The following is a 21,675-nucleotide window of genomic DNA, read 5'->3' on the forward strand; positions in this document are numbered from 1 at the left end:
AAACGTTGTCCGCTGCACTCTGAAGAAGAAAGCTTGGCCTCTAAGTCTTTTAAATCTTGATGCTCGAAAATCACGCGCTTTGCTTTGGAAAGCCGCATGCCGTCGATGATGCTGGCGTGATTTAATGCATCTGAAAAAATAACATCACCGGTTTCGGGGAGTGCAGCAAAGAGTCCAACATTGGTTGCGAAACCAGATGAAAACAGTAGCGCTCCTTCGCGGCCTGAAAACTCGGCCAGCTTTTGTTCGGCCTCTACATGCACCGCATGATTGCCGCGCAAGAGCCTTGATGCGCCGGATCCTGTTCCGTGATTTTTGACACCTAGGGCAAGTGCGTTTCTTAAACTGGGATCTGAGCAGAAGCCTAAATAATCATTGGACGTAAAATCGATGCCTTCGGGCAACTCTAGAGTACGAAGCAATTGTTTTTCGCGGCGTTGTTGAATGCCGCGAGCTAATTTATGAATAAATGCTTCGCGAGGCGTCGTCATGAATTTGCCGGACTAAATACCCAGACTTGCAAAGAGTTGAACATCTTCGTCTTCTGCGTTGTTGGGCGTGGTTAAGAGCTGCTCACCGTAGAATATAGAGTTTGCTCCAGCGAGAAAACAAAGTGTTTGGCCTTCTTGTGACAAGCTTTTACGACCCGCTGAAAGTCGGACACGTGCTTCGGGACACAAGATACGCGCTGTGGCGATGCTGCGAACCAGCTCCAATGGGTCCACAAGTGGTGTGTTTTCCATGGGGGTGCCTTTTACGGGAACAAGCATATTCACAGGAAGGGAGTCTGGATGTTTTTCGAATGTAGCCAGGGTGTGAAGCAGAGAGATTCGGTCGTCGGCAGATTCACCCATACCAATAATACCACCGCAGCACATGCCAAGGCCTACGTCACGAACATGTTGTAGCGTTTCGAGACGGTCATCATATGTGCGGCTGGTGATCACTTTGGGGTAGTAATCACGTGAAGTGTCGAGGTTGTGGTTGTAGGTGGTAAGCCCAGCTTCTTTGAGTTGTTCAGCTTGTTCCCGATTAAGCATGCCGAGTGTTACGCAGGACTCAAGACCTTCTGCGTTCACGGCTTTAACCATCTCTAGAACGGTTTCAAAGCTTTTACCTTTTTTAGCACTTCGCCATGCTGCACCCATACAAAGGCGGGTAGCACCGGCCACGCGAGCTTGCTTTGCTTTTTGGCGAATAACATCAACACCCATAAGGGGTTCGCGGGTGAGGTCTGCTTCGTGGTGTACGCTTTGCGAACAGTATCCACAGTCTTCCGGACAGCCACCGGTTTTTATTGAAACCAGTGTGCATTTTTGGATGTCGTCAGTTTGGTGGAATTTGCGATGAACGTCGCTTGCTTGATGAACCAGATCCAAGAGAGGTTGATTGTAGATTGAGTGTACTTCTTCAAGTGTCCAATCATGACGAATGTCAGCTGTCATTTTCCGTCTCCCAATTTAGTTTGTGCGACCAATAGGGACCCCGAAAAGTTTAGTCCTCTCGGGGTCTGAGACGGCCCTATACCCTACATGGGCCCTTCGCAATAGCTTGGAAAGCCTTCGATACTTTCTAGAAACGGTGATGGTTTGCCATAGGTGTGGTTGAGTAACCAAAGTTCACTCATCACACCGGCCTCAGTAGGAATGGTATGACCACCACCGTGATTACAGCCCACAACATAGTGGCCGTCGTTTGTGAGATTCTCGCGAAAATTCATGGTCGTCTTTTCGAATTCAACCAAGTAACTTCCTTGACCCCATGTGTCATTTGTTCCGCCCCAAGTTACCAAAACAGGAATATTCTGAGTTGGCGTTTTGTAAGGCAGTGTCAAAGGATCGGTTCCGCCACTCATGATAAGGGCCGTTGCCAGGCTGTCGGCACGGTGCATCACGAGGTAGGTGCTCCATAAACCGCCTGCGCTCATGCCTGTGGTACTCACTTTATACAGGTCGATATTTTGCTGTTCGCTCATGCATGTTCGCATGTCATCGTAGACAGCGAGGTCATCACTGGGGTTGCCGTAGAATCCCCAAGTCTGTGCGCCTTCACGTAGGTCCGGCACAACCATGATGACCTGATGCTGGTCGGCAAAGCGTTGAAGCTGAAGGTAATTAACCATCATAGCCGCATTGCCACCTAAGGGGTGCCATACGAAAACAAGTGGCATATTATCCGCCATTTCAGCGGGATAGACAGTAATGACGCTTCGTTGCGTTCCATTGGATTGCCATGTGATTGTTCCGGCGGTGCTCAGATCAGGGCACGTTCCGTTGGTAACTGCTGCCAGGGCAGCGGGTGCGGGCCCTTCAGGTTCAGCTGGGGTGACATCGGTGGTTGTTCCGGTGGCTTCATCCACGTTGCTGGTTTGAGAATCATCGACACCGCCACAAGCGGTTAAAAAACAAACAGATAAAACTAGAGAAAGCGCGCGCATTTCCCCTCCCATGCTTAGGTCCCTAAAGAAGGTGTATCCATATGCGTACAATGTAGGTCCGTAAAGTGTGAATTTGGGCTTCTTTGAATAATTGGTTAGTCCAAAAGAGTTGGCTGGCCCTATTGACAAGATTGCCTTCTCCCTACCAAATGGTAGGCAGAATGTGACTGACTGGTAGAGAGCTAAGTCAGAAAGGATAAATGATGGCCGACGGAGCCAAGCAAACAGAGCGCACGGGGGACATGGCATTGCGGATTTTAGAATCTGCGACCCAGCTCTTTGCGCAGCGTGGCTACGAAGGAACAAGTGTACAGGCGATAGCTGATGCCGTAGGCATTCGAAAAGCATCGCTGCTTTATCACTACCCATCGAAAGAAAACCTCCATCGGCGAGTTCTAGAAGAACTCCTGAGCCGATGGAATGAGAGTTTGCCAGCATTGATGTTGGCTGCGACGACAAGCAGGGATCGCTTTGAAGCGGTCATTCAGGCTGGCGTTGATTTTTTCGCTGCAGATTCTAATCGGGCACGTTTGCTTGTGCGGGAAATGCTGGACAGGCCGGCAGAAATGCAACGCTTGGTGGTAACGCACTCAAATATTTGGGTGAAAGCCATTTGCGATGCTTTAAGGGAAGGGCAAGAGCACGGCCGTGTTCGTGCTGATCTCGATCCTGAGGCCTATGTAATTCATGTTGTTAATTTGGTGTGTGGCATGGCGATGCTGGATCCCATGTCTTTACTTTTGGACCATCACGCAAGTGATGGCGAGGTAAGTGAACGTGCCAAAAAACGTTTCGTGGATGAGTTGATGCGTATTGCGCGGGTTTCATTATTTGCGCCGCGTCCCTCGAAGACCACGTAAGGAAAAAAAAATGGCTAATTTTTTAGAAGACAATGAAGACCTTAAGTTTTACCTGGAAAAATATATTGATTGGGAACCCTTGGTAAGACTTGTCGAATACGACTTCAAAATGAACGATGGTTTCGAAAGTAATGAAGAAGCCACTGAATTCTATAACGATGTCCTCAACATGGTTGGTGAACTGGTTGCCAATGAAATCGCACCACGCGCTAAAGCCATCGAAGAGAACCCTGTGAAAATGGTTGATGGTGAAGTTGTTGGCTCTCCTGAGTTCAACGCAATTTTCGACCAAATTAATGAAGTTGGCCTTCACGGATTATGTTTGCCGCGTGAGCTTGGCGGGATGAACGCTCCTCTGTTGGTATACATGCTGGCCGGAGAAATGTTTTCGCGAGCCGATGTTTCTGTCATGACACACCACAGTTTCCACGGTGGTATGGCACTGGCGATGCTTCTTTTCAGCGTGATGGAGGGATCAACCGAAATCGATCTAGAGACCATGACGATGAAGACGACGCGGTTTCAAAAAGAGATCGAGGAAATCATCACAGGGCAGACTTGGGGAGCGATGGATATCACTGAACCTGATGCAGGTTCTGATATGGCCGCTCTTCGTACGAAGGCTGAGCAGGATGAAGACGGCAACTGGTTTGTGACCGGTGAGAAAACGTTCATCACCTCAGGTCATGGTAAGTACCACTTTGTTATTGCGCGAAGTGAAGAAACAAAAGATTCGGACGACCCATTTGCGGGCCTAGCCGGCTTATCCTTCTTCCTCGTCCCGCTTTGGGAAGACACTCCAGAGGGTCGCAAGCACTACGGCCGTGTGGACCGACTTGAAGATAAAATCGGTCATAAAAACTCTGCGACCTGCGCCATGGTTTTCGACCACGCACCTGCACAGCTTATTGGAAAGCGGGGCGAAGGTTTTCGTTACATGCTTTTCTTGATGAACAACGCTCGAGTGGGTGTTGGTTTCGAGAGCTTGGGTGTATGCGAGAATTCTTTGCGACTTGCTAAGAACTACGCAGCAGAGCGCCGTTCTATGGGTAAGACCATCGATAAACATGAAATGATTGCTGAGTACCTTGAAGACATGGACACGGATACAAGATCTCTTCGTGCTCTGGGTGTTCATGCTGCCTACCACAGTGAAATGGCACAACGTTCTCAGATAGCTCTTCTTGCGAAGGCCTACCATAACGACACCGAGAAGAGCCGCTATGAACTCCTTTATAAGCGCCACTTGAAAGAAGCTCGCCGTGTTACGCCTCTCTTGAAGTACTACGGTTCTGAGCGAGCGGTTTATATGGCTCGGATGTGTATGCAGATTCATGGTGGGGTTGGTTACACGAAGGAATACCAGGCAGAGCAGCTTCTGCGTGACGCCTTAGTTCTTCCTATCTATGAAGGTACCAGTCAGATTCAGTCTCTTATGGCGACCAAGGACGTTCTCTTGAACATCCTGAAAAATCCAAAGGACTTGGTTCAGGGAATCGCTCAAGCGAAGTGGCGTACGCTCTCGGCGCGTGACCCACTGGATAAGAAGGTAGCGAAACTTCAAGCATTGTGTCTCGGAGCTCAGCAGACTCTTCTTACTCGCATGGCGGCTAAGAAGTTCCGTTCACTAAGTAACCATAAGGTTGTAGATTGGGCGAGTAAGTTCTTCAAGGAGTGGGATGCAAAGAAAGACTTTTCACCTGCTTTGCTTCACGCAGAACGCCTGACTCTATTATTGACGGATGCTGCGATTTCCGAGCTTCTACTTGAGCAAGCAACGCGCTTTCCGGAGCGTCGTGAACTTCTGGAGCGTTTCTTGGAGAAGGCAATCCCTAGAGCAGAGTACAACAGCTCTTTGATTGCTACGACAGGCGATCGACTTTTGGATACCTTAGACGATACGCCAGCTCAGCTTGGAGAAAAGCAAGTTGGTTAAATCCTAAAGAGATAAAATGAAAAAGCCGGGTTATACCCGGCTTTTTTTTGCTTTCAAAGCGATGGTTGCCGATTGGCGTTAGATTAACTTTCCCAGGTTGTTCCTTCGGGGCTGTCTTTCAGTCTTACACCAACGGCATCGAGTGCATCGCGGATGGTGTCGGCGGTTGAGAAATCTTTGTCGGTTCGCGCTTGATTGCGTTTTTGAATCAGCTTTTGCATTTTCGCTTCATCCACGCTGGCACCGTCGCCACCACCAATGGGTCCTTGCGTGAGGCGAAGCCCCAACACACGGTCTGTATCGGCGATAAAGGCTACCTTGTCGGCAGCTGATACACTTTCATCCTGAACAATTTTCCATACCTCTGCGAGGCATCGCGCAGTGTTCAAGTCATCGGTAATCCCGCCTGTGACTTCTTTGCGATAGGCTTCAAGCGTCGGTGAATTTAAATTGCCCTTATCGCTGCCTGCTTCTTCACAAAGCTGACTAACTTTTTTCCAAAGCTTGGCCAGACCTTTCGCGGCGTCTTCCACATTGGCTCGTGAGAAGCGTGTCTCTTTGCGGTAGTGGGTGTTGAGTAAAAGGTAACGGTAGGCAAGTGGCTGGATTCCCCAGCTACGGATAGAGTCGAGAGTCACGAAGTTGGCACCGCTCTTTGCCATTTTGGTGTCTTCGCCGTCTTGTTCTAAAACGAGAAAGTTATTGTGCATCCACACGTTTACCCATTCGTCAGACTTGGTGTAAGCCATCATTTGAGCAATTTCATTTGTGTGGTGAACGGGGATATGGTCAATGCCGCCGGTGTGAATATCAAATCTCTCACCGAGGTAATTGCAGCTCATCGCCGAGCATTCGAGGTGCCATCCTGGAAATCCTCTTCCCCACGGACTTTCCCATTCCATCAAGCGTTTGGCGCCTTTTGCGAACTTCCAAATGGCAAAATCAGTTGGGTTTTTCTTGCCTTGAACAACATCGACTCGGGCACCAGCCTGTTGTCCGTCTATCGAAAGCTTGGCGAAATCAGCATATTTTGGAAGCTTGCTGGTATCGAGGTAAATCCCATCATCAATTTGATAAGCGAACCCATTGTCATGGATGGTTTGAACCATCTCGATTTGCTGGGTGATATGATCGGTGGCTCGACAAACAGTGTTGGGCGGTTGAATACCTAAATCACCGGTGTGCTCGAAAAAGATGCTTGTGTAATAGCGTGACAAATCCCAGATATCGCGCCCTGATTTTTTCGCCGCAAGCTCCATCTTATCTTCGCCGTCGCTGGCATCGTCGGTGAGGTGGCCGACATCGGTGATATTCATGATGTGATTGGTTTGGTACCCGCACCATTGTAACGCTCGCTTGAGAGTATCAACGAATACATATGCTCTTAGATTGCCGATGTGCGCATAGTTGTAGACGGTGGGTCCACAGGAATAAATGCCTACTTTGCCTTCTTCGAGGGGCTTTAGTAGTTCGACGGCGCGGGTTCGGGTGTTGTAGAGCTTTATCGGTCGAGTCATCATCACATCCATACAAGGGGTCTCGGTGCATCTAACCCGCTCAAGTTGAGCAGATCAGAAACCCCTGATTTCCCTGTTCAGCACGCGATGTCAAGCTACTGGAGCAGTAGGATTCGTCTCTTCGAGTACCGGTTTTTTTGACGGTGCTCGGATTTGTTCCACACGGGTGGTTTTTGTACGCCGAGCTTGGGTTGTCTTTTGGCTTTCGTTGAGTGCCTGTTCCAAGTCCAGCTGGATATCGCGAGGGTCTTCAAGCCCACAGGAGATTCTCATCAGAGAGCCTGAAATCCCATTGGCGTCTCTGACTTTCTCATCAACGATTTGATGGGTGAGAGCAGCTGGGTGCTGAATCAGGGTATCGGTAGAACCGAGACTCACAGCGGGAGTAATCATATTCACTGCGCCCATGACGCGGGCAGCAGCTTCGAAGCCACCCTTAATCTCGAAAGCCAACATGGAGCCGCCACCGCGAATCTGGTCTGGAATCAAATCAGTATTCATCAAGCCTGGATAATAGACTTTGGTAATGGCTGGGTGAGATTCAAGGAAATCGGCTATTTGCTCGCAGCTTGATTGTGCCATGCGGATACGTGCCGGCAGGGTCTGAAGGCCTCTGTGCAGCATGTAGGCTCCCATAGGGTGAAGCAATGCACCGGTGGCGATTCGAATCTGGCGAAGACCTTGGGCAAGTTTCTCCGACGTGGCGATGACGCCGCCCATCACATCACCATGGCCCCCGAGGAACTTGGTGGCGCTGTGCAAGACCATGCTGGCCCCATGTTTGAGCGGGTTTTGAAGTACAGGCGTCGCAAATGTTGAATCGACCAGTACCGGGACATCGCCGGCCAAGTCGGCGACTTTGCGTATATCGGTCATCTGTAGGGTCGGGTTGGCCGGAGTCTCGAGCATGATCAAGCTGGTGGTGGGCCTGATCTCTTGCGCCAAGGTATCCAAAGTTGCCCACGTGACATCAAGTTTGAAGAGTCCGCTGTTTAAAAGATGGTCAGATCCACCATAAAGCGGGCGTAAAGCGATGATATGATCACCCCGCATTTGTGCCGCCATGAGCGCTGCTGTGATCGCCGCCATTCCGGTACTAAATGCCACGGCTGCTTCAGCTGATTCGAGTTTTGCCATGGCTTGTTCGAAACGACCAACGGTTGGGTTGTGAAGTCGTGCGTATACCGGGGAATGCGTTGGGAGATGGCCCTGTGCCATTCTAGCGAGGTCGTCGCGACCTTGCTCGAGGTCGGGCAGGGGATAAGTCGTCGAGAAATCCAGAGGTAAAGCATGGACTCCGAGTTCACCTAGATCATCTCGGCCGGCGTGGACAGCATGGGTATCGGGGAGGTACGTCATGAATGAGCTCCTTGGGGTTATGGATTTAGTATACAGAACTATATGTTCGCTTTCATTATGCAGGGCGTTAATAAAGTACGTTTTCTTTGTTTTTATTCCGAATTAAATTCAGTGGATCGTCTTTTGGTCCGACAATGTGAGGTTTTGTAGGGGCAGGGGATTGGTTTCGCTAAAACCGCATTTTTAACACTCGCTTAGCCACGTGGTTAAGTTGTAAACGTTGGACTCGACCCCGCCTGAGGCGTTATCCTTTGGAGGGCCGGGACGTTTGGTAAATCGGCTTAGAATCAAGGGAGTCGCAATGTCTGTAGAGCAAAACGATCCACTTCGGGTCATTGCTGTGGACGATAGCCCGTCGGTGATCGCACACTTTAAACAATTGGTATCCGAGATGACTGGTATTAATATCATTGGTACCGCGAAGGATGGTCTTGAAGCACTTGCATTGCTCAAGGAAGGCCTACCTGACTTGGTTGTCATGGATATCGTGATGCCGCGGATGGATGGTTTAACAACCCTTCGTACAATGAAAGCAAGTTATCCTGAGATACGCGTAGCGATGTTGTCATCGGTTGCGGGTTCACGTTCGAGGGCCGAAGAGGCTTTTCGACTTGGGGCAGTGCAAGTTATTACGAAGCCATTTGATGGTGCAAAATTAAGAGACCTATTCGCAGCCGAAAAAACGCATAAAGGGCGCAAGGCATAGGAAGTTACCATGGCGGTGAAGTTTTTCGGCCAGTTTTTGATTCAGAAGGGTGAGATCAGCGTAGATCAACTGCGTGAAGCTCTCGATCTGATGGAGTCTCGCAATCGGTCATTTTGCGACATGGCTGTTGAAAAGGGCCTTCTAACGGTTGAGCAGTCAGAAACGCTCAAATCTCTCGAGTCCAACACGCCAACGACAGCGAGCCAAGCGGCTGCGGAAGAAGGTTTTTTGACCACAGAGCAGGTATCCGATGTTTTGAAAGCTCAGCAAGGAGCACGTATCAGAATCGGTGAAGCTTTGGTTGAGTTAACTTTTGTTGAGCAGGCTCAGCTACCTCAACTTCTAGAGGCCTTTCATGCGGACCAAGCCGACTATCAAATCGGTAAGGTAAAGCTACCGAGCGCTTTTCAGAAAAATTTGATGGCGGAATATGTCGTCGATTTTTTCCCGAAGTTCGTTGAAAAAATATCGAAAATTAAGCTCAAAGTTTATGACGACAGCCATGGAGCGACTGCTCACCTCGAGCTTGTCTCTTCACTCGTCGTCTTTGGGCGATATAGCTTACGTGTTTGCTTAAGCTCGGATGAATCTTTCGCACGTGGATTACTGGCAGGTATTGCCGCGAGTATTCCAAACCCAGATCGAGAAACCCTTCAGGGTGTTTTGGGCGAGTTCTTAAATATCGTGGTGGGCAATGCGGTGGCTGCATTGGAGCGGCATGATTGCGAAGCTGAACTCGATACGCCTATCTTTGGCCAATTTCCTGAAGCGGATTATCGCTTTCAGATCACTTCTACTGTGGGACAGGCAACGCTTGGCCTTGAGTTGTTAAACTAAGAAGCGCTCTTATTCTTCTTCGTTCCAGTCGGGTCGTGCTCTCACGATTATCCCTGCGATAGCTCTTGTCGTAAACGCGCTTCTAGGAGTTGCGCTGCTTCTGGATCACCTGCGTGACTCCAGGTGATGGCCCGAGCATCGTGGCCACGCGTATGCAGTATATTATGACATGGGTGACGTGCATCCATGACGACACAAACCGCTCGAGCCTGAATTTTTTCTTGAAGAAGGCGAGCTGCCATTTCTGTTGCGTCTTCTTGCAGGTTGAGGCGTTGAGTACAGTGCTCTAGGAGTTTCGTCAGCGCGCCGAAACCAACGACATGTTCTCCAGGCTCATAACAGATATGGGCTTTGCCAAATGCGATGGTCAGGTGATGAGGGCAAACCAGGTGAATCCCGATGTTGACCAAGCTGACCGGTGTGCGGTTGGGAGCCGGAGCGAGGGTTAGTTCAATGTCGTCGATGTTGTTGTCTTGAGAAACCAGGAGATGATCCATCCATAATTCAGCGACCCGCTCGGGAGTTTGGGCGCATTGGCCACTGATTTCGATGTCTAGAGCCTGGAGAAGTTGTTCGACTGCAGATTTCAGCTTCTCTTTTTTCTCAGTATTTTCAAGTGCTTTGGACATGATTTTCCCTCGTTGCTTCTTCGTGGAGTTATCACATGCGGGCAAGGGTGGCTACACTGAATGCTGGTTGATAAACGTTGTTCTGTGACGTATTGGGAGTCACGAAACTGTTCGATGAGGGCCTGCGAGCCGCGTAAGAAGGAATGAATCTTTATGTCTCGAGATGTTGATCAAAGCGATACCCCCATTCTTCAAGACGAAGAAGAGCTGGTTACGTTTTTCAAGGCGTCAGAAAAATCTCCGGAATATTTCCGAGTCGGCGCTGAAACTGAGCGTGTTCTCTTTGCAAAAGACACCCTCGCTCCCATTCCATATGAAGGTGGAATTCGCCCATTGCTTGAGGGCATGACCCAAAAGGGTTGGAGCATGGAGCCTTTGGGTCTTCACAAGGACGGAATGTCCGTTTCGCTAGAACCAGGTGGACAGTTAGAGCTTGCGGGGCGGCCCGTGACTCACAGCGACGACACCCGTGCGGAAGTCGATACATTTAACCGCGAGATTTTAGACGTTTGTGAGCCCTTGGGAATAGGGGTGAGTAGCCTCGGAATGAGACCATTTTCGAGAGTAAGCGATGCATGTTGGATGCCTCGTGAGCGTTACCGTGGAATGCGAACCTATCTCGATGCTCAAGGCCAATGCGGTCACCACATGATGGTGATGACGGCCACGATTCAAGCAAATTATGATTTCGAGAGCGAAGCGGACATGGTTCGAAAGATGCGCGTTGGAATGGGTGCATCCCCAATTGTAGCTGCGCTTTTTGCCAACTCGCCTTATGGGCCAGATGGCTGGACCGGATACCGAAGTCGCCGTTGTGCGATTTGGTTTCATGTGGATCCTGAACGATGCGGCCTGCTGCCGATGGTTTATGAAGAAGATTTCGGTTTTCGAAAATACTTGGATTATATCCTCGATATACCCATGTTCTTTTTGCAGCGTGGCGCAGTCTTTCATGATGTGGAAAGACTCACGTTTCGAAAGTTTTTACATGAAGGTTTTAATGGCGAGAAAGCCACATTGGCCGATTTTGAAACACATCTATCGACGATTTTTCCCGAAGTTCGCCTGAAGCGATTTATTGAAGTTCGCTCAGCTGATGGCGGGCCTGCTGAGATGGCGGCGGCGCTTGCCGCTTTGTGGAAAGGTCTTTTTTACGACCCAACATCGCTGGCTGCGGCAGACGCTTTACTCAAAGACTTCTCGATGCCCCAGCGGCTTCAAATGCAGCAATGTGCGGCTCAAGATGCCCTGAAGGGTCACGGTAAAGGATTTCACATGGGTGAACTTGCCAAGGAGCTGGTTAAGTTAGGCAGTGAGGGGCTCAAGCGCCTATCCGTAGGTGTGGGCGATGAGTCTCATCATCTGGCACCGTTAGAAGATATTGCTAATTCTGGGGAAACGCTGGCCGATAAACTATTGGCGAAGTTTGGTGCGGGCCCTCTCGATGAAAAGGCCCGTCGCAGTATCATGCAAGAAACGTCTATCGACGCCGCTTCCTAAGAAAAAACAACCCAGCTAAGAGCCACCAGAGTCCAGCGGGTGCTGCTGCACATCCAGCATTGGCATCCGTATCGCTGTCATTCATCAACGAGCCGAAAGCCGACGCTTCTGGGCTGTGCTTCTTAAGTTCTATTTTGAGAATGTCTGATTGATTGCCAGCACCATCGATGGCCATGAATTCAACCAGTCCGGTCTGCCCGGAGACATCGATTGTAGAATCTGTTTGAACCCAGGATGCTCCTTCGCGCCGAGTCATCAGCTTCACATCCTCTGGCGTCGTGAGCTCATCAATTTGAATCTCTACTGTGTTGCCAGCGCGAGTTGAACTTAGAACGGGTTTATCGGGATCAACCAATACGTTCAGCGATTGATGCTTATATCCGTGCCAGAAACGCGTGTCGGCGTGTGAGCGAATATCGATGGTGTGTTGACCGTGTCGATACAGTTTAGGGCTGCGCACTAATAATGTGTCGCCTTCCGTTCGCTTACCTGTCCACCAAGTGCCACCGTCTACTCGGTACTGGTAGCTTCGACCCTGAGTGGGGCCAACGTGCACCAAAGCTTCTCCACTTGGGATAGCTTTCCATCGCTGAGGCAAATCGGTACGTGGAAGACTGCGGTACATTGAATTGGCTTCAGCTGAAGCGCCTTCACCCGTGGCTTCTTCAGTGCCGTCAGCTCCTTCTGCTACTGGCGGTGGCGTGTAGCACATGTTGTCTTCTGGGTTGGTGATCTGGTCTGGGCTGCAAAGGCTGGCATAGACCGAAATATACGGTGAGCCAGTTGGCCCAAGGTCTCTGCGAACAGTGTTGAGTCTTAGCTCTACAGGTGTACCAAGCGCACTGCCAAGGGTGTCGGCAATATCAAGGTCAAAGTTCAGATTGTCACCTACCAAGAGGTCGATGGCGATATCTACGAGGGTCTCGAAGAGTTGGGTCAGGTCAGCTTCTGGAACAAGCTCGTTGTAAATCTGCTGGGTGTTGGCGACGGCGATATCATCGACCGCAAGCTGAAGCGTATGGTCCTCTTTACGAACGATATCCATGTTGAGTGCGATATCCGCGGTAAGCCCAGATACGCGCATCATCGCATCATCGATGAGCATGGAAATATCAATCTGCACATCATCGAGGGCCACTTGAAGAAGGGGATCGTGAACGCCTGCAGCGATTTCAGTACCTGCTCCAAGTCGGATACGTGGTGCATCCCGCGCGGTAATACTCAGCTGAATCGGTGATTGCATATCCACGAGTCCAAGCAGTCTCGGCTCGAAGTTCATCAAGAGGCCGGCTGTGACATCGAATTCACCGCCGGTGAGAGCACCAATTTCGTAAGAGTCGAGGCCCAGGCAGAGCAGTCCAGATTGAAAGAGGCCCCAGGCGGCTTGAGTAATCATCGCCTGGCTGGCTCCAAATGCCATATGGTATGCTTCGAAGTGAGAGGTTCCATCGTCGTCTTGAATTTCAACAAATCCTGTAAACTCAGGAGGTGTCCCAATCAGGGAGGCGATATCCGGAGCAGCAGCTAATTGAGCACAGGCCGCTGGTGTTGTGGTGGTAAGCCCACCGACAAATCCTAGGTCGAGTCCTCTACCTGGCCCGCTGCCCGCAACTCCAAGGTTGGACGCTCCAACCTTAGCGTTGAGTGGTTTTGCACCTCGGAAGATTTCACCCAGCAATGTGGCCATATCCAGTTCGGTCTCGATACCAACAGGAATGCCTGCCAGCGCATCGCTTAATGCGTCGCCGATGACTGTTTCAAGGGATTGCCCAATTTGAACCATAACTGGATCAAGAACGGCGAGTAGGAAGTCTCCCAGGTCACCCGCTAGGTCTAAAATCTCGCAAAGGTCGGGGCAGTTCGCATCTTCAACCGAGCATGCTGGATCATTGCAGCTTGGATCACTTGGGTGGCTGCCATCACAAGGCGTGATGTCTACGGCGATACTGGCTTGTTGGCTCTCCGTACCGAAGTCGATAACGATGTTGGCCGGTGTGATGGCGAGCATGTTTGAGCCATTAGAAGTGTCCACGCCAAAGCCGACATCAAACGAAATCTCTTCAATGCGGATTGCAGGCGAGTTTGCGGGAGAACGAATCCGGCAGGCTGCTCCGGGCAGTAGATTGGTGTCTAGGTTCATGAGCAAGATCATATCGGCAAAGAGCTCGAGATCTTTGAGGGCGATCCGGATCGCTGGTGTTTGATCTGCAGCATTGGGGTCGTCGGCCGCTGGAACCCATTCTAGACTTAATGAATTGCGTAGAGTCTCAAGGTCCAAGCTTAGGTGGGCACCGTCGCGGAATAAAATAGGACTGTCTGGGCCCAGCATCGACTCATCGATATAGAACTTGGCCTCATCACCTTCGACGACGAAGAATGATGCCAGCAGTGAATCTAGATTGGCGCCAAAGAAGTCTAGGGCACTTTGCGTGACACGTGCTCGTACAACATCGGTCTGCAATTCTCCGCCAGCAGGCGCTGGATCGGGATAGGGTGCCAGGGCCATTCCAGCACAATCGGTGCAACCACCGCCTGTACCAGAGCAAGCCATCATAAACGTCAGGGAAATAGGGAGGAGCATTCGACTATTCATGGCTTCACTATATCCAGCTCAGAGGCCGGTTTCATACCTAATGTGTACACAAACGTAAAAATTATAGGGAGATGGTCGATGCTGTTCACATGTTCGTTGGCCATTGGATCGAATCTGGTTTATGGTCGTCTGATTATGCAGTTGGAGCCTCCGGCGTACATAGAGACCACTGAAGAATTGACGCGGTGGGTCAATCGGCTTGACGATCAAAGCCTCATTGCGGTTGATACCGAGAGTGATTCGTTTCACCACTATCAGGAAAAGGTCTGTCTGATTCAAATGACCGCCTGTGGTGAGGACGTACTCATCGATCCGCTGGCCATTGATGATCTTTCCTGTCTGGCCCCAGTTTTTAACGATCCCAAGAGAATTAAGATTTTTCATGACGCCGGTTATGACCTTGTCTGTCTGGGGAGAGATTTTGGTTTCGAATTTCAGGGACTCTTCGACACGATGCTCGCGAGTCGGCTTATAGGAGCGAAACGCTTCGGCCTCGCCTCACTTTTGAAGGAAAACTTCGATTTTGAGGCCGATAAAACGCTGCAACGCTCAGACTGGGCCAAACGCCCGCTCAGTTCCAAGCAAATTCGATACGCTAGATTCGATACCCACTTCCTGCTTCAAATCACCGAGATGTTGACCGAGCAGTTGAAGGAAAAAGGCCGTTGGTCTTGGGCCGAAGAAGACTTCGCGCGGCTGCCAGCCATCGCCAAGTTGGTCGGTGCTCGCAGTCCAGCCAATGATCCAGAAGGATTTTGGCGAATCAAAGGCATTCGAGGCATGACTCCTCCAGTGATTGGACGGATCAAGGCACTGTATTTGGCGAGAGACACGATCGCCCAGCGCATCGACCGACCAGCCTTTAAAGTTTTCAACAACGATCTGATCGTTGCTCTGGCGAAAAAGCCGCCTAAAACACTCGGTGAGCTGGGACCACGACCAGGTTTGCGAAAGCCGGGTGTCGACCGTTTTGGTCCAGAGATTCTCACCGCACTGGAAAATTCTGAGCCGTTTACCGGCGAGGCGCCTAAGAAAACGAAACGTCGCCGCTCGGGTCGGTTTATGGATCCTCATGCACGTCAGCGTTACGAATCGCTGCGCGAGCTTAGAAAATCGGTAGCGGCTGAGTATGAACTCGATCCCGAAGTGATGATGGGTAATGCGACTTTGGAAGAATTTGCCCAAACGCCGCCTAAGAGCCCAGAAGAAGTCGGTACTAATAAAGACATCAAGGGTTGGCGTGAGCCGATTTTTGCGAAACGAATTTTCGACCAAATCGATACCCTCGAATACGAACCCTAAAGTTTAATCGTTCATCCAATAGCGAACCTGATCAACTAGCCATTCTGGAGCATCCATCGGCAAGTCGTGTCCGGCTGTATCGTGGAACGCCAAGGCGGAACCAAACCGTCTCGCCAGATCCCATGAACAGCTTGGGTGGGTGAGGTGATCATTGAGTGCGGAAAGTACCAGAGTACGCGCCACTAAGGTTTTAGGTGCTCGGTATTGAGTTCCAGCAATGATTTGACGAGCAATATTGAGAATCTTATTGGGAGATTCTTCGGCAAACTGGGCCCAGGCATCTTCGATGCTGGGATCTTGAGCGCTGCGAATATTACTGTTGAAGCCGAGAATGGTTCGTTCTTTCTCACGTGCGGAGCCTGCTTTGGCAACCTTGAGAAACTCGGCAATCATAGGTGGCTGTAGTCTTCGAAGTGGGTGACTGACGCCCCCACTACTTGAGTTGACCAGCACGAGCTTTTGAAAGTCGTAGGCGTAGCGATCGCACCAATCCATAGCCACCATGCCGCCTAAAGAGACCGCAAGAATACCCCAGGGGCCGCCAAAATCATGGTCGATTTGCTTCCACCGGTGTCTGAGGTCATTCACGATGCCTGGAACCGTGAGAGGTGAGAGGCGCTGATTCTGGTTTCCCATGCCGGGTAAATCGAGCATGAAAACTCGGCTTCCTGGCATCCGTTCTTCGAAGATTGTTCCGAATTGCATCCAGTGTCGTTGGTCACGGGCAAGACCTCTTAAAAGAAGCCAATTCATAGGTCGCTGATTACTGCTCATGACATATGAGTATCAGGTCTACTTCATTTTTCAACTCCCTGCGTCATAGGGGGAAAATCGCTGGACGCAGTAGCCAAAACAGGTAAGCTTAGGCATACATGTTCCCCTCAAGGAGAAACGACATGAAACAAAGACTTTGCGCAGGGCTCATCATGGCTATGGCAGGTGTTGTGGGCTGCGAAAATTCGCAAACAATGGAAGCCCCCACTAAGCTTGAAGCCGCTAAAACGACCACGCATTGGTTGGTGACAGGTGCTACGGATCTGCACGTTGAGCCAACTGAGAATAAATGGATCGCCCACCCTCAAGAGCCGCGGGATACTTCGAATTGGAAGGGGCTCGTGTTTCGTGGTGATAGCGTCAAGGTGATCCGTGAGAACGGCCAGTGGTCAGAAGTGCGTCAGGTGTCGGGAGCAACGGGTTGGATTCAAACAGAGTACTTAGTCGCTGGTGACGAGCTACCTCAGGCGACGCTGATTCAAGATACAGAATCGTTTATCAAAAAAGGTTCAGCTCAAGCTGACGAGACAAAGCTACGCCCCGGAAGTCTTCTTTTCATTCTGTCGCAAGATGGTACTTGGTCTGAGGTGAACGTCGCGAAGGGTAAGGCCCGCTGGGTTGAGACTTCAGCCTTGGTCATGGATGAAAAAGAGCTGGCGGTTGCTAAGTACATCGTCCAGGCAACTTGGCATACAAAACATGAAGGCTCTGGATACAACGGAAGACGTTTAGAAAAGGTCTTGGATAAATACCCAGACTCAGCGTTGCTCAATCGTTTAGCGGAAGAAGTGCCAATTCAGAACTTACGCGACATGGGTTATAAAGACGACCCAGCCGTAGAGCCGTTTAATCAGAAACGTTAAATTGAACTTCGCCGGTTCCCTCTGAACCATCGTCTCTAAGTATGCTAACCCAGTATACGGTATCCGCTTCAGGATTAAACTCCAGATGTTTGGCTGCATTGGCAGTGTTGTCACGAGCGACTCGGTCCGCATCAGTGTACCCACCTGCGAAAACCTCGATGGTAGGCGTTGCTCCTGAGAGTGTGACCATGTCGAGTTCAAGTGTTTTACCTGCGCTCGTTGTTACCGTGAACCAGTCCTGCTCGCCGGAGCAGAGGGTGAAGTCTTTAAAGGTCGTAACAGGATCGGTGCCCACCTCATGTGAACCTTGGGCAATATTATTGGGTTCCCAATTATCATCTAGGCAAAAGCCGCCGGGGACTACGATTAGCTCCATGCTGACCGGCGCATCCACTGTTTCAAATTGCAAAAACTGAGCGTAGACTGGAGATTGCTCTAGTTTAGCGAGAGTTAAGCTAAGGAAGTTTCCTTGCCGAGTCGCTCCAGTAATTTGTTCAGAGTTTGCATTCATCAAGTAGAGTTCAGTTGTGCCGCGACTGGGATCGATTAAAGCATTGATGATGATTCCGTCTCCCACTGCCGCATCGATTTCAAACCAGTCTTCATCACCTGTAAAGGCCGCCGGGTCATTGGTGCAGAGGGCAAAGTCATAATTGCCAGTGCCTACCGGACCATGAGCAACGATTGTACTATTTACCCAATCCATTCCATTGTTGGGTTCGAAGCTGTCTTCAGCGCAGCCTGCGGTAACGCATGTTCCTGAATCGCATAGGCGGCCCATGATGCAGTCGGTGTCAGCTGAGCATTCCGGAGCATCGAAACAAGTCGCCCCAAGGCATTGTTGAGAGCCCGGACACGGTGAAGATGAAGAGCACGTTCCACAATACCCTTCGTCTGCGCACACAAGTGAGTCAGGACATTGTGAGTCTGCGGTGCAACCTTCAGGCGCGCATGCTTGAAGGATGATGTCGCAGTATTCATTGTTCTCGCAATCGGCGTTGGTGATGCATTCTGGCGCTACGATGCAGTCACCTCCGATACACACACGACCTTCTGTACAGTCAGCGTTGGTGGCGCATGTATCTGGTTCCAGGCAGGTTCCAGTCGTTTCATCACAGGTTTGGAATTCAGTGCAATTACAAGGTCCCGGTAATTCGTCATCGCAAGCATCGCCAATGTTATCTTGGTCGATATCCGTCTGATCCACGTTGGAGACCTCTGGGCAATTATCAACGTCGTCCTCAATGGTGTCGTTGTCTCGGTCTAGGTCACAGCTGTCACCAATGCCGTCTTCATCCTGGTCAGCTTGATCAGGGTTGTAGTCGTCGGCGCAGTTATCTTCGTCGTTAACAATCCCATCACGGTCATTGTCGTCGAGCACCTCGGTCTTACATTCAAACTCAACGCAGACTTGTCCCGCTTCACAATCTTCTGCGGTCGTGCATTCAACGCTAGACGGGTTACTGACAGGTTGTTCAAGCCCTACACCACAAGCACTTGTGAGTATCGCTACGAATCCAATGGCTGTGAAATTTCGGTACATGTTTATTTCTGACCTTATTTGAGAGTGCTCTATAACTTAAGGAAGGGGAACAGCTTGGTAAAAGACATCGAAGTCTTCGCCCTCATTATTGGGTCTAACTTCGTCGTCGTCGCCTGCCGGGACATCATCGGACCATACAAGGTGGGCGAGGTCGTCGGCGTCAATAAACACACCAAGACCACCGGCATTTTCACCACCGCTGGTGACCAAAACCAGTTCGGGACTGTTCCACGTATAGGTGGCACTTGTGCCTACGCGAGTTGCTTTGAGCATGCTGATATTGGCGTCGCCATTTGCATTCCGCTCGGACCAGAATACGACGACGTTGTCATCGTCGATCGCTTGGAGGTGCACGCCTGAGGAGTGGTACTCACTCATGGCGTTATTCAGATCAAACGATTGATAATTGGTTGTAATCATGTCCCCGCTGCTATCAAGCACTTGGAAAAAGACGTCGTAGTCGGAGCTACTTGCGAAGAGGTTTAGCTCATCGTGCCAGCCGATATAAACCAAATCGTTTTCACTGATAGAGATAGACGGGGCTCTTGAGTCTGCGTTCAGTGCATCGTCGAAGGTACCATTTAAGCTGCCACTGTTGCTGATAAGAGTTGTATTTTGAAGGGTGCCATTTTCAAAACTGCGGTAGTAGATATCATCATCGGTATTAACATCACTAAAGACAGTACCATCGTCCTGCCATACGATATGTGCATCGGAGTCGCTGTCGAGAGCCAGTACAGCGTTGCGGCTGTTGCCGTCGCCAACATCATTGCTCACTTCAGTTACCAAGCCCCATCCGTCTGCGGCAGTCCAGCGTGTATGCTGGATATCATGGTCTGTGCTGGTCGTGCGGCGTCGCCAAATAAGGTGAACGCTGCCATCTTCGGCGGCGGCTAGTTGAGGCTCATCGTCATTTCGATCTGAGTTTGCGACAACTTGGGTTTGGTTCATTTCACCCGTATTAACATTAAGAGTACGGTGAAAAATATCATAATCTGTAATGGATAAAGAATCTCCAGTATCTGACCAAACGATATGAAGTAATCCATTAGAGTCTATTACGGAGTGAGAGTCGCCGGAATCACCATCAGGCAAATCAGTGGGGCTGGAAATAAGTAGAATATCGCTCCAACCGCTGGCATCGAACTTGCGGTAAAGAATATCCCAAGGAGCATTGTTGTCGCCTTGTGAGTAGGTGATGCATCCTGGGAACTGAACACATTCATCTGTCCAGACAACGTGCATAGCACCATCGCTATCGTGATTGACGCTTACCGATCCGCTGTGCCCAGGGGAATTTGTGTCCGAGAGCAGCAAGGAACCAGCCTGGTAAAGGAAGGTTAAGCTAGCGCTGCTTTGAATACCAACACCGTTGGTCGCGGTTACGGTAATTGTGTGGAGCGTACCATTTTCAACACTGGATAATGGTAGCGTCGCTTGCCAGTTGTCACCGCTTCCTGTTCCAGGTTCACATTCCACAACATCGTCCAAGCAAATTTCAACGTCCGCTACTTGTGCGCCGCTTTCAGTACCGCCGAGAATTTCTGCTTCAACCACAACACTTGCGCTTGAGAGTACGCTGCCGGCTTCGGGAGTGATGATGGTAATGCTAGGTCCTAAGAGCTTGTAGATGGTGACACATGTCTCAGGGCTCGTGTTGCCTGCTAAATCGATTGAGCTAAAACAGATGAAGTTGTCGCCATCAACTAGGCTGGTGGTGTAATCCAATACTGAGGCGCCGATCCCGTCTATTTCGCTGCATGTTGGTTCTTGGTCGCGGCGCAAGCAGAGGTTTCCATCGGCGGCACGTGTACCTGTTATTTGCACAGTGGCTGCTCCAGTACTCTCTGAAACTTCGTCGAGAATAGGTGCTTCAGGAGCAATCGTATCTAAAACGGTTTCGGCCGATGCAGGGACGCTGATGGAGCCTTCTGGGGTTTGAGCGTATACGTAAAAACTGTTTTGTCCTTCACCCAGGTCTATGTTGTAGGTCCAATTGAGGTCGTCGCCTGTCGGTACAATTTCAACAGGCTCAGTTGAGACGACTGAGTCTCCCGCTTCAAGCTGTACCAGCCAAAGTGAGGTGTTAGCAGGTTTGGTTCCTACCAGAGGGTAGGGGTCCTGGCGAGTTGGGTTTGGAATGTCTTCAATGGTGACAGCGCCGACGCTTGCGGTGGTGCCGGCAATGCTTACGAGAGTGGCTTTGCTGACGTTGCCAGCTAGGTCGGTCGAGGTGAAGGAGTAAGTGTTTACACCAGCAACAACATCGACGGTGGTGGTCCAGCCTGTTTGACCATCCACTTGGATAAGGGTTGCACTGTCGAGGTCGAGAGAGCCATCACTGTCTTTGGTTCCGCTTAAGTTCATGGGGATTGATGTTTGCTCTCCCATGACCATGCTCGCACTGTGTGCATTGACCACCGGTGGTTCCGGGGCAATGGTATCGAGCGTAATCACCACTTGAACAGATTCACTGTAGACACTTTGGTCACTTGTGCTGGCAGTGAGAGTGATTCTGTTGGAACCTTCATTCAGAGTTAAGTCAAAACTCCAAGTGGTATCCGCGGATGCACCAACTGCTTTCACAGCTTCAGGTTGCCCTACAAGCTGATACCAAATGATGGTGTTGGGACTTCGCTTGCCAGTCAGCGTGAATGCCGGCTCGTTGGTAAGGCTGTCGTAAGCATCAACCGTAGGTTTATCAATATCCCCGGGCGCGATGGTTGCTTTTTCGCCGCAACCAATCAGCAGTGCGATTGATGTACAGCCAACAAAGAGTGTTCTGAGAACTGGATTTATTTTAGACATTTTTGACCTCG

General features: G+C 50.4%; 17 protein-coding genes. 7 read left to right on the top strand and 10 right to left on the bottom strand.

Annotated features, from left to right (window positions below):
* The 3 genes from HOK28_23590 to HOK28_23600 form a co-directional block, all read right to left on the bottom strand.
* Positions 1-491, bottom strand: a 491-nt coding sequence (locus HOK28_23590) for an aminotransferase class I/II-fold pyridoxal phosphate-dependent enzyme (protein ID MBT6436093.1), incomplete at its 3' end; no start/stop codon positions are given.
* A gap of 12 nt (positions 492-503) precedes the next feature.
* A complete protein-coding gene (gene bioB, locus HOK28_23595) occupies positions 504-1,445 on the bottom strand; it encodes a biotin synthase BioB (GenBank protein MBT6436094.1) in 942 nt (313 codons plus the stop codon).
* Between the two features lie 83 nt (positions 1,446-1,528).
* The gene (locus HOK28_23600; GenBank protein ID MBT6436095.1) at positions 1,529-2,437 is read right to left on the bottom strand and encodes a hypothetical protein; all 909 of its coding nucleotides are present in this window, start codon (positions 2,435-2,437) and stop codon (positions 1,529-1,531) included.
* A gap of 203 nt (positions 2,438-2,640) precedes the next feature.
* Here HOK28_23600 and HOK28_23605 point away from each other — a divergent pair, with 203 nt between their 5' ends.
* Together HOK28_23605 and HOK28_23610 are read left to right on the top strand one after the other, a co-directional pair.
* A complete protein-coding gene (locus HOK28_23605; GenBank protein ID MBT6436096.1) occupies positions 2,641-3,297 on the top strand; it encodes a TetR/AcrR family transcriptional regulator in 657 nt (218 codons plus the stop codon).
* A gap of 10 nt (positions 3,298-3,307) precedes the next feature.
* Positions 3,308-5,233, top strand: a complete 1,926-nt coding sequence (locus HOK28_23610) for a hypothetical protein (GenBank protein ID MBT6436097.1) — start codon at positions 3,308-3,310, stop codon at positions 5,231-5,233.
* An 83-nt stretch (positions 5,234-5,316) separates the two neighbouring features.
* Here HOK28_23610 and HOK28_23615 read toward each other — a convergent pair whose 3' ends face one another.
* Positions 5,317-6,750, bottom strand: a complete 1,434-nt coding sequence (locus tag HOK28_23615) for a cysteine--tRNA ligase (GenBank protein MBT6436098.1) — start codon at positions 6,748-6,750, stop codon at positions 5,317-5,319.
* A 90-nt stretch (positions 6,751-6,840) separates the two neighbouring features.
* Positions 6,841-8,109, bottom strand: a complete 1,269-nt coding sequence (locus HOK28_23620; GenBank protein MBT6436099.1) for a PLP-dependent transferase — start codon at positions 8,107-8,109, stop codon at positions 6,841-6,843.
* A gap of 301 nt (positions 8,110-8,410) precedes the next feature.
* Here HOK28_23620 and HOK28_23625 point away from each other — a divergent pair, with 301 nt between their 5' ends.
* Both HOK28_23625 and HOK28_23630 read left to right on the top strand, forming a co-directional pair.
* Positions 8,411-8,815 (top strand): response regulator, encoded by a 405-nt coding sequence (locus HOK28_23625; GenBank protein MBT6436100.1) that lies wholly within the window; start codon positions 8,411-8,413, stop codon positions 8,813-8,815.
* A 9-nt stretch (positions 8,816-8,824) separates the two neighbouring features.
* Complete coding sequence (locus HOK28_23630; GenBank protein ID MBT6436101.1) at positions 8,825-9,652, top strand: hypothetical protein; 828 nt, start codon at positions 8,825-8,827, stop codon at positions 9,650-9,652.
* 47 nt (positions 9,653-9,699) lie between these two features.
* Here the strand turns inward: HOK28_23630 and HOK28_23635 are convergent, their stop codons facing one another.
* Complete coding sequence (locus HOK28_23635; GenBank protein MBT6436102.1) at positions 9,700-10,281, bottom strand: hypothetical protein; 582 nt, start codon at positions 10,279-10,281, stop codon at positions 9,700-9,702.
* 153 nt (positions 10,282-10,434) lie between these two features.
* On the opposite strand from HOK28_23635, the gene HOK28_23640 reads away from it, so the two are divergent.
* Positions 10,435-11,781, top strand: a complete 1,347-nt coding sequence (locus HOK28_23640; protein MBT6436103.1) for a glutamate--cysteine ligase — start codon at positions 10,435-10,437, stop codon at positions 11,779-11,781.
* On the opposite strand, the gene HOK28_23645 is transcribed toward HOK28_23640, so the two are convergent.
* Entirely contained in the window at positions 11,762-14,374 is a 2,613-nt protein-coding gene (locus tag HOK28_23645; protein MBT6436104.1) for a hypothetical protein, read from the bottom strand. The two genes, HOK28_23640 and HOK28_23645, sit on opposite strands and share 20 nt — an antisense overlap.
* 78 nt (positions 14,375-14,452) lie before the next feature.
* On the opposite strand from HOK28_23645, the gene HOK28_23650 reads away from it, so the two are divergent.
* On the top strand, positions 14,453-15,676 hold the full coding sequence (locus HOK28_23650) for a ribonuclease D (GenBank protein MBT6436105.1): 1,224 nt from the start codon (positions 14,453-14,455) through the stop codon (positions 15,674-15,676).
* 3 nt (positions 15,677-15,679) lie between these two features.
* Here the strand turns inward: HOK28_23650 and HOK28_23655 are convergent, their stop codons facing one another.
* On the bottom strand, positions 15,680-16,429 hold the full coding sequence (locus HOK28_23655) for an alpha/beta hydrolase (protein MBT6436106.1): 750 nt from the start codon (positions 16,427-16,429) through the stop codon (positions 15,680-15,682).
* Between the two features lie 143 nt (positions 16,430-16,572).
* Between HOK28_23655 and HOK28_23660 the strand changes: the two genes are divergently transcribed.
* Complete coding sequence (locus tag HOK28_23660) at positions 16,573-17,313, top strand: hypothetical protein (protein ID MBT6436107.1); 741 nt, start codon at positions 16,573-16,575, stop codon at positions 17,311-17,313.
* Here the strand turns inward: HOK28_23660 and HOK28_23665 are convergent.
* Positions 17,297-18,856: a hypothetical protein gene (locus HOK28_23665; protein ID MBT6436108.1), complete on the bottom strand. Its 1,560-nt coding sequence runs from the start codon at positions 18,854-18,856 to the stop codon at positions 17,297-17,299. The two genes, HOK28_23660 and HOK28_23665, sit on opposite strands and share 17 nt — an antisense overlap.
* Before the next feature lie 36 nt (positions 18,857-18,892).
* Positions 18,893-21,664, bottom strand: coding sequence for a hypothetical protein (locus tag HOK28_23670; GenBank protein MBT6436109.1), 2,772 nt, complete (start codon positions 21,662-21,664; stop codon positions 18,893-18,895).
* Between the last annotated feature and the right edge of the window lie 11 nt (positions 21,665-21,675).

Source organism: Deltaproteobacteria bacterium (assembly GCA_018668695.1).
Classification (GTDB): Bacteria; Myxococcota; XYA12-FULL-58-9; order XYA12-FULL-58-9; family JABJBS01; genus JABJBS01.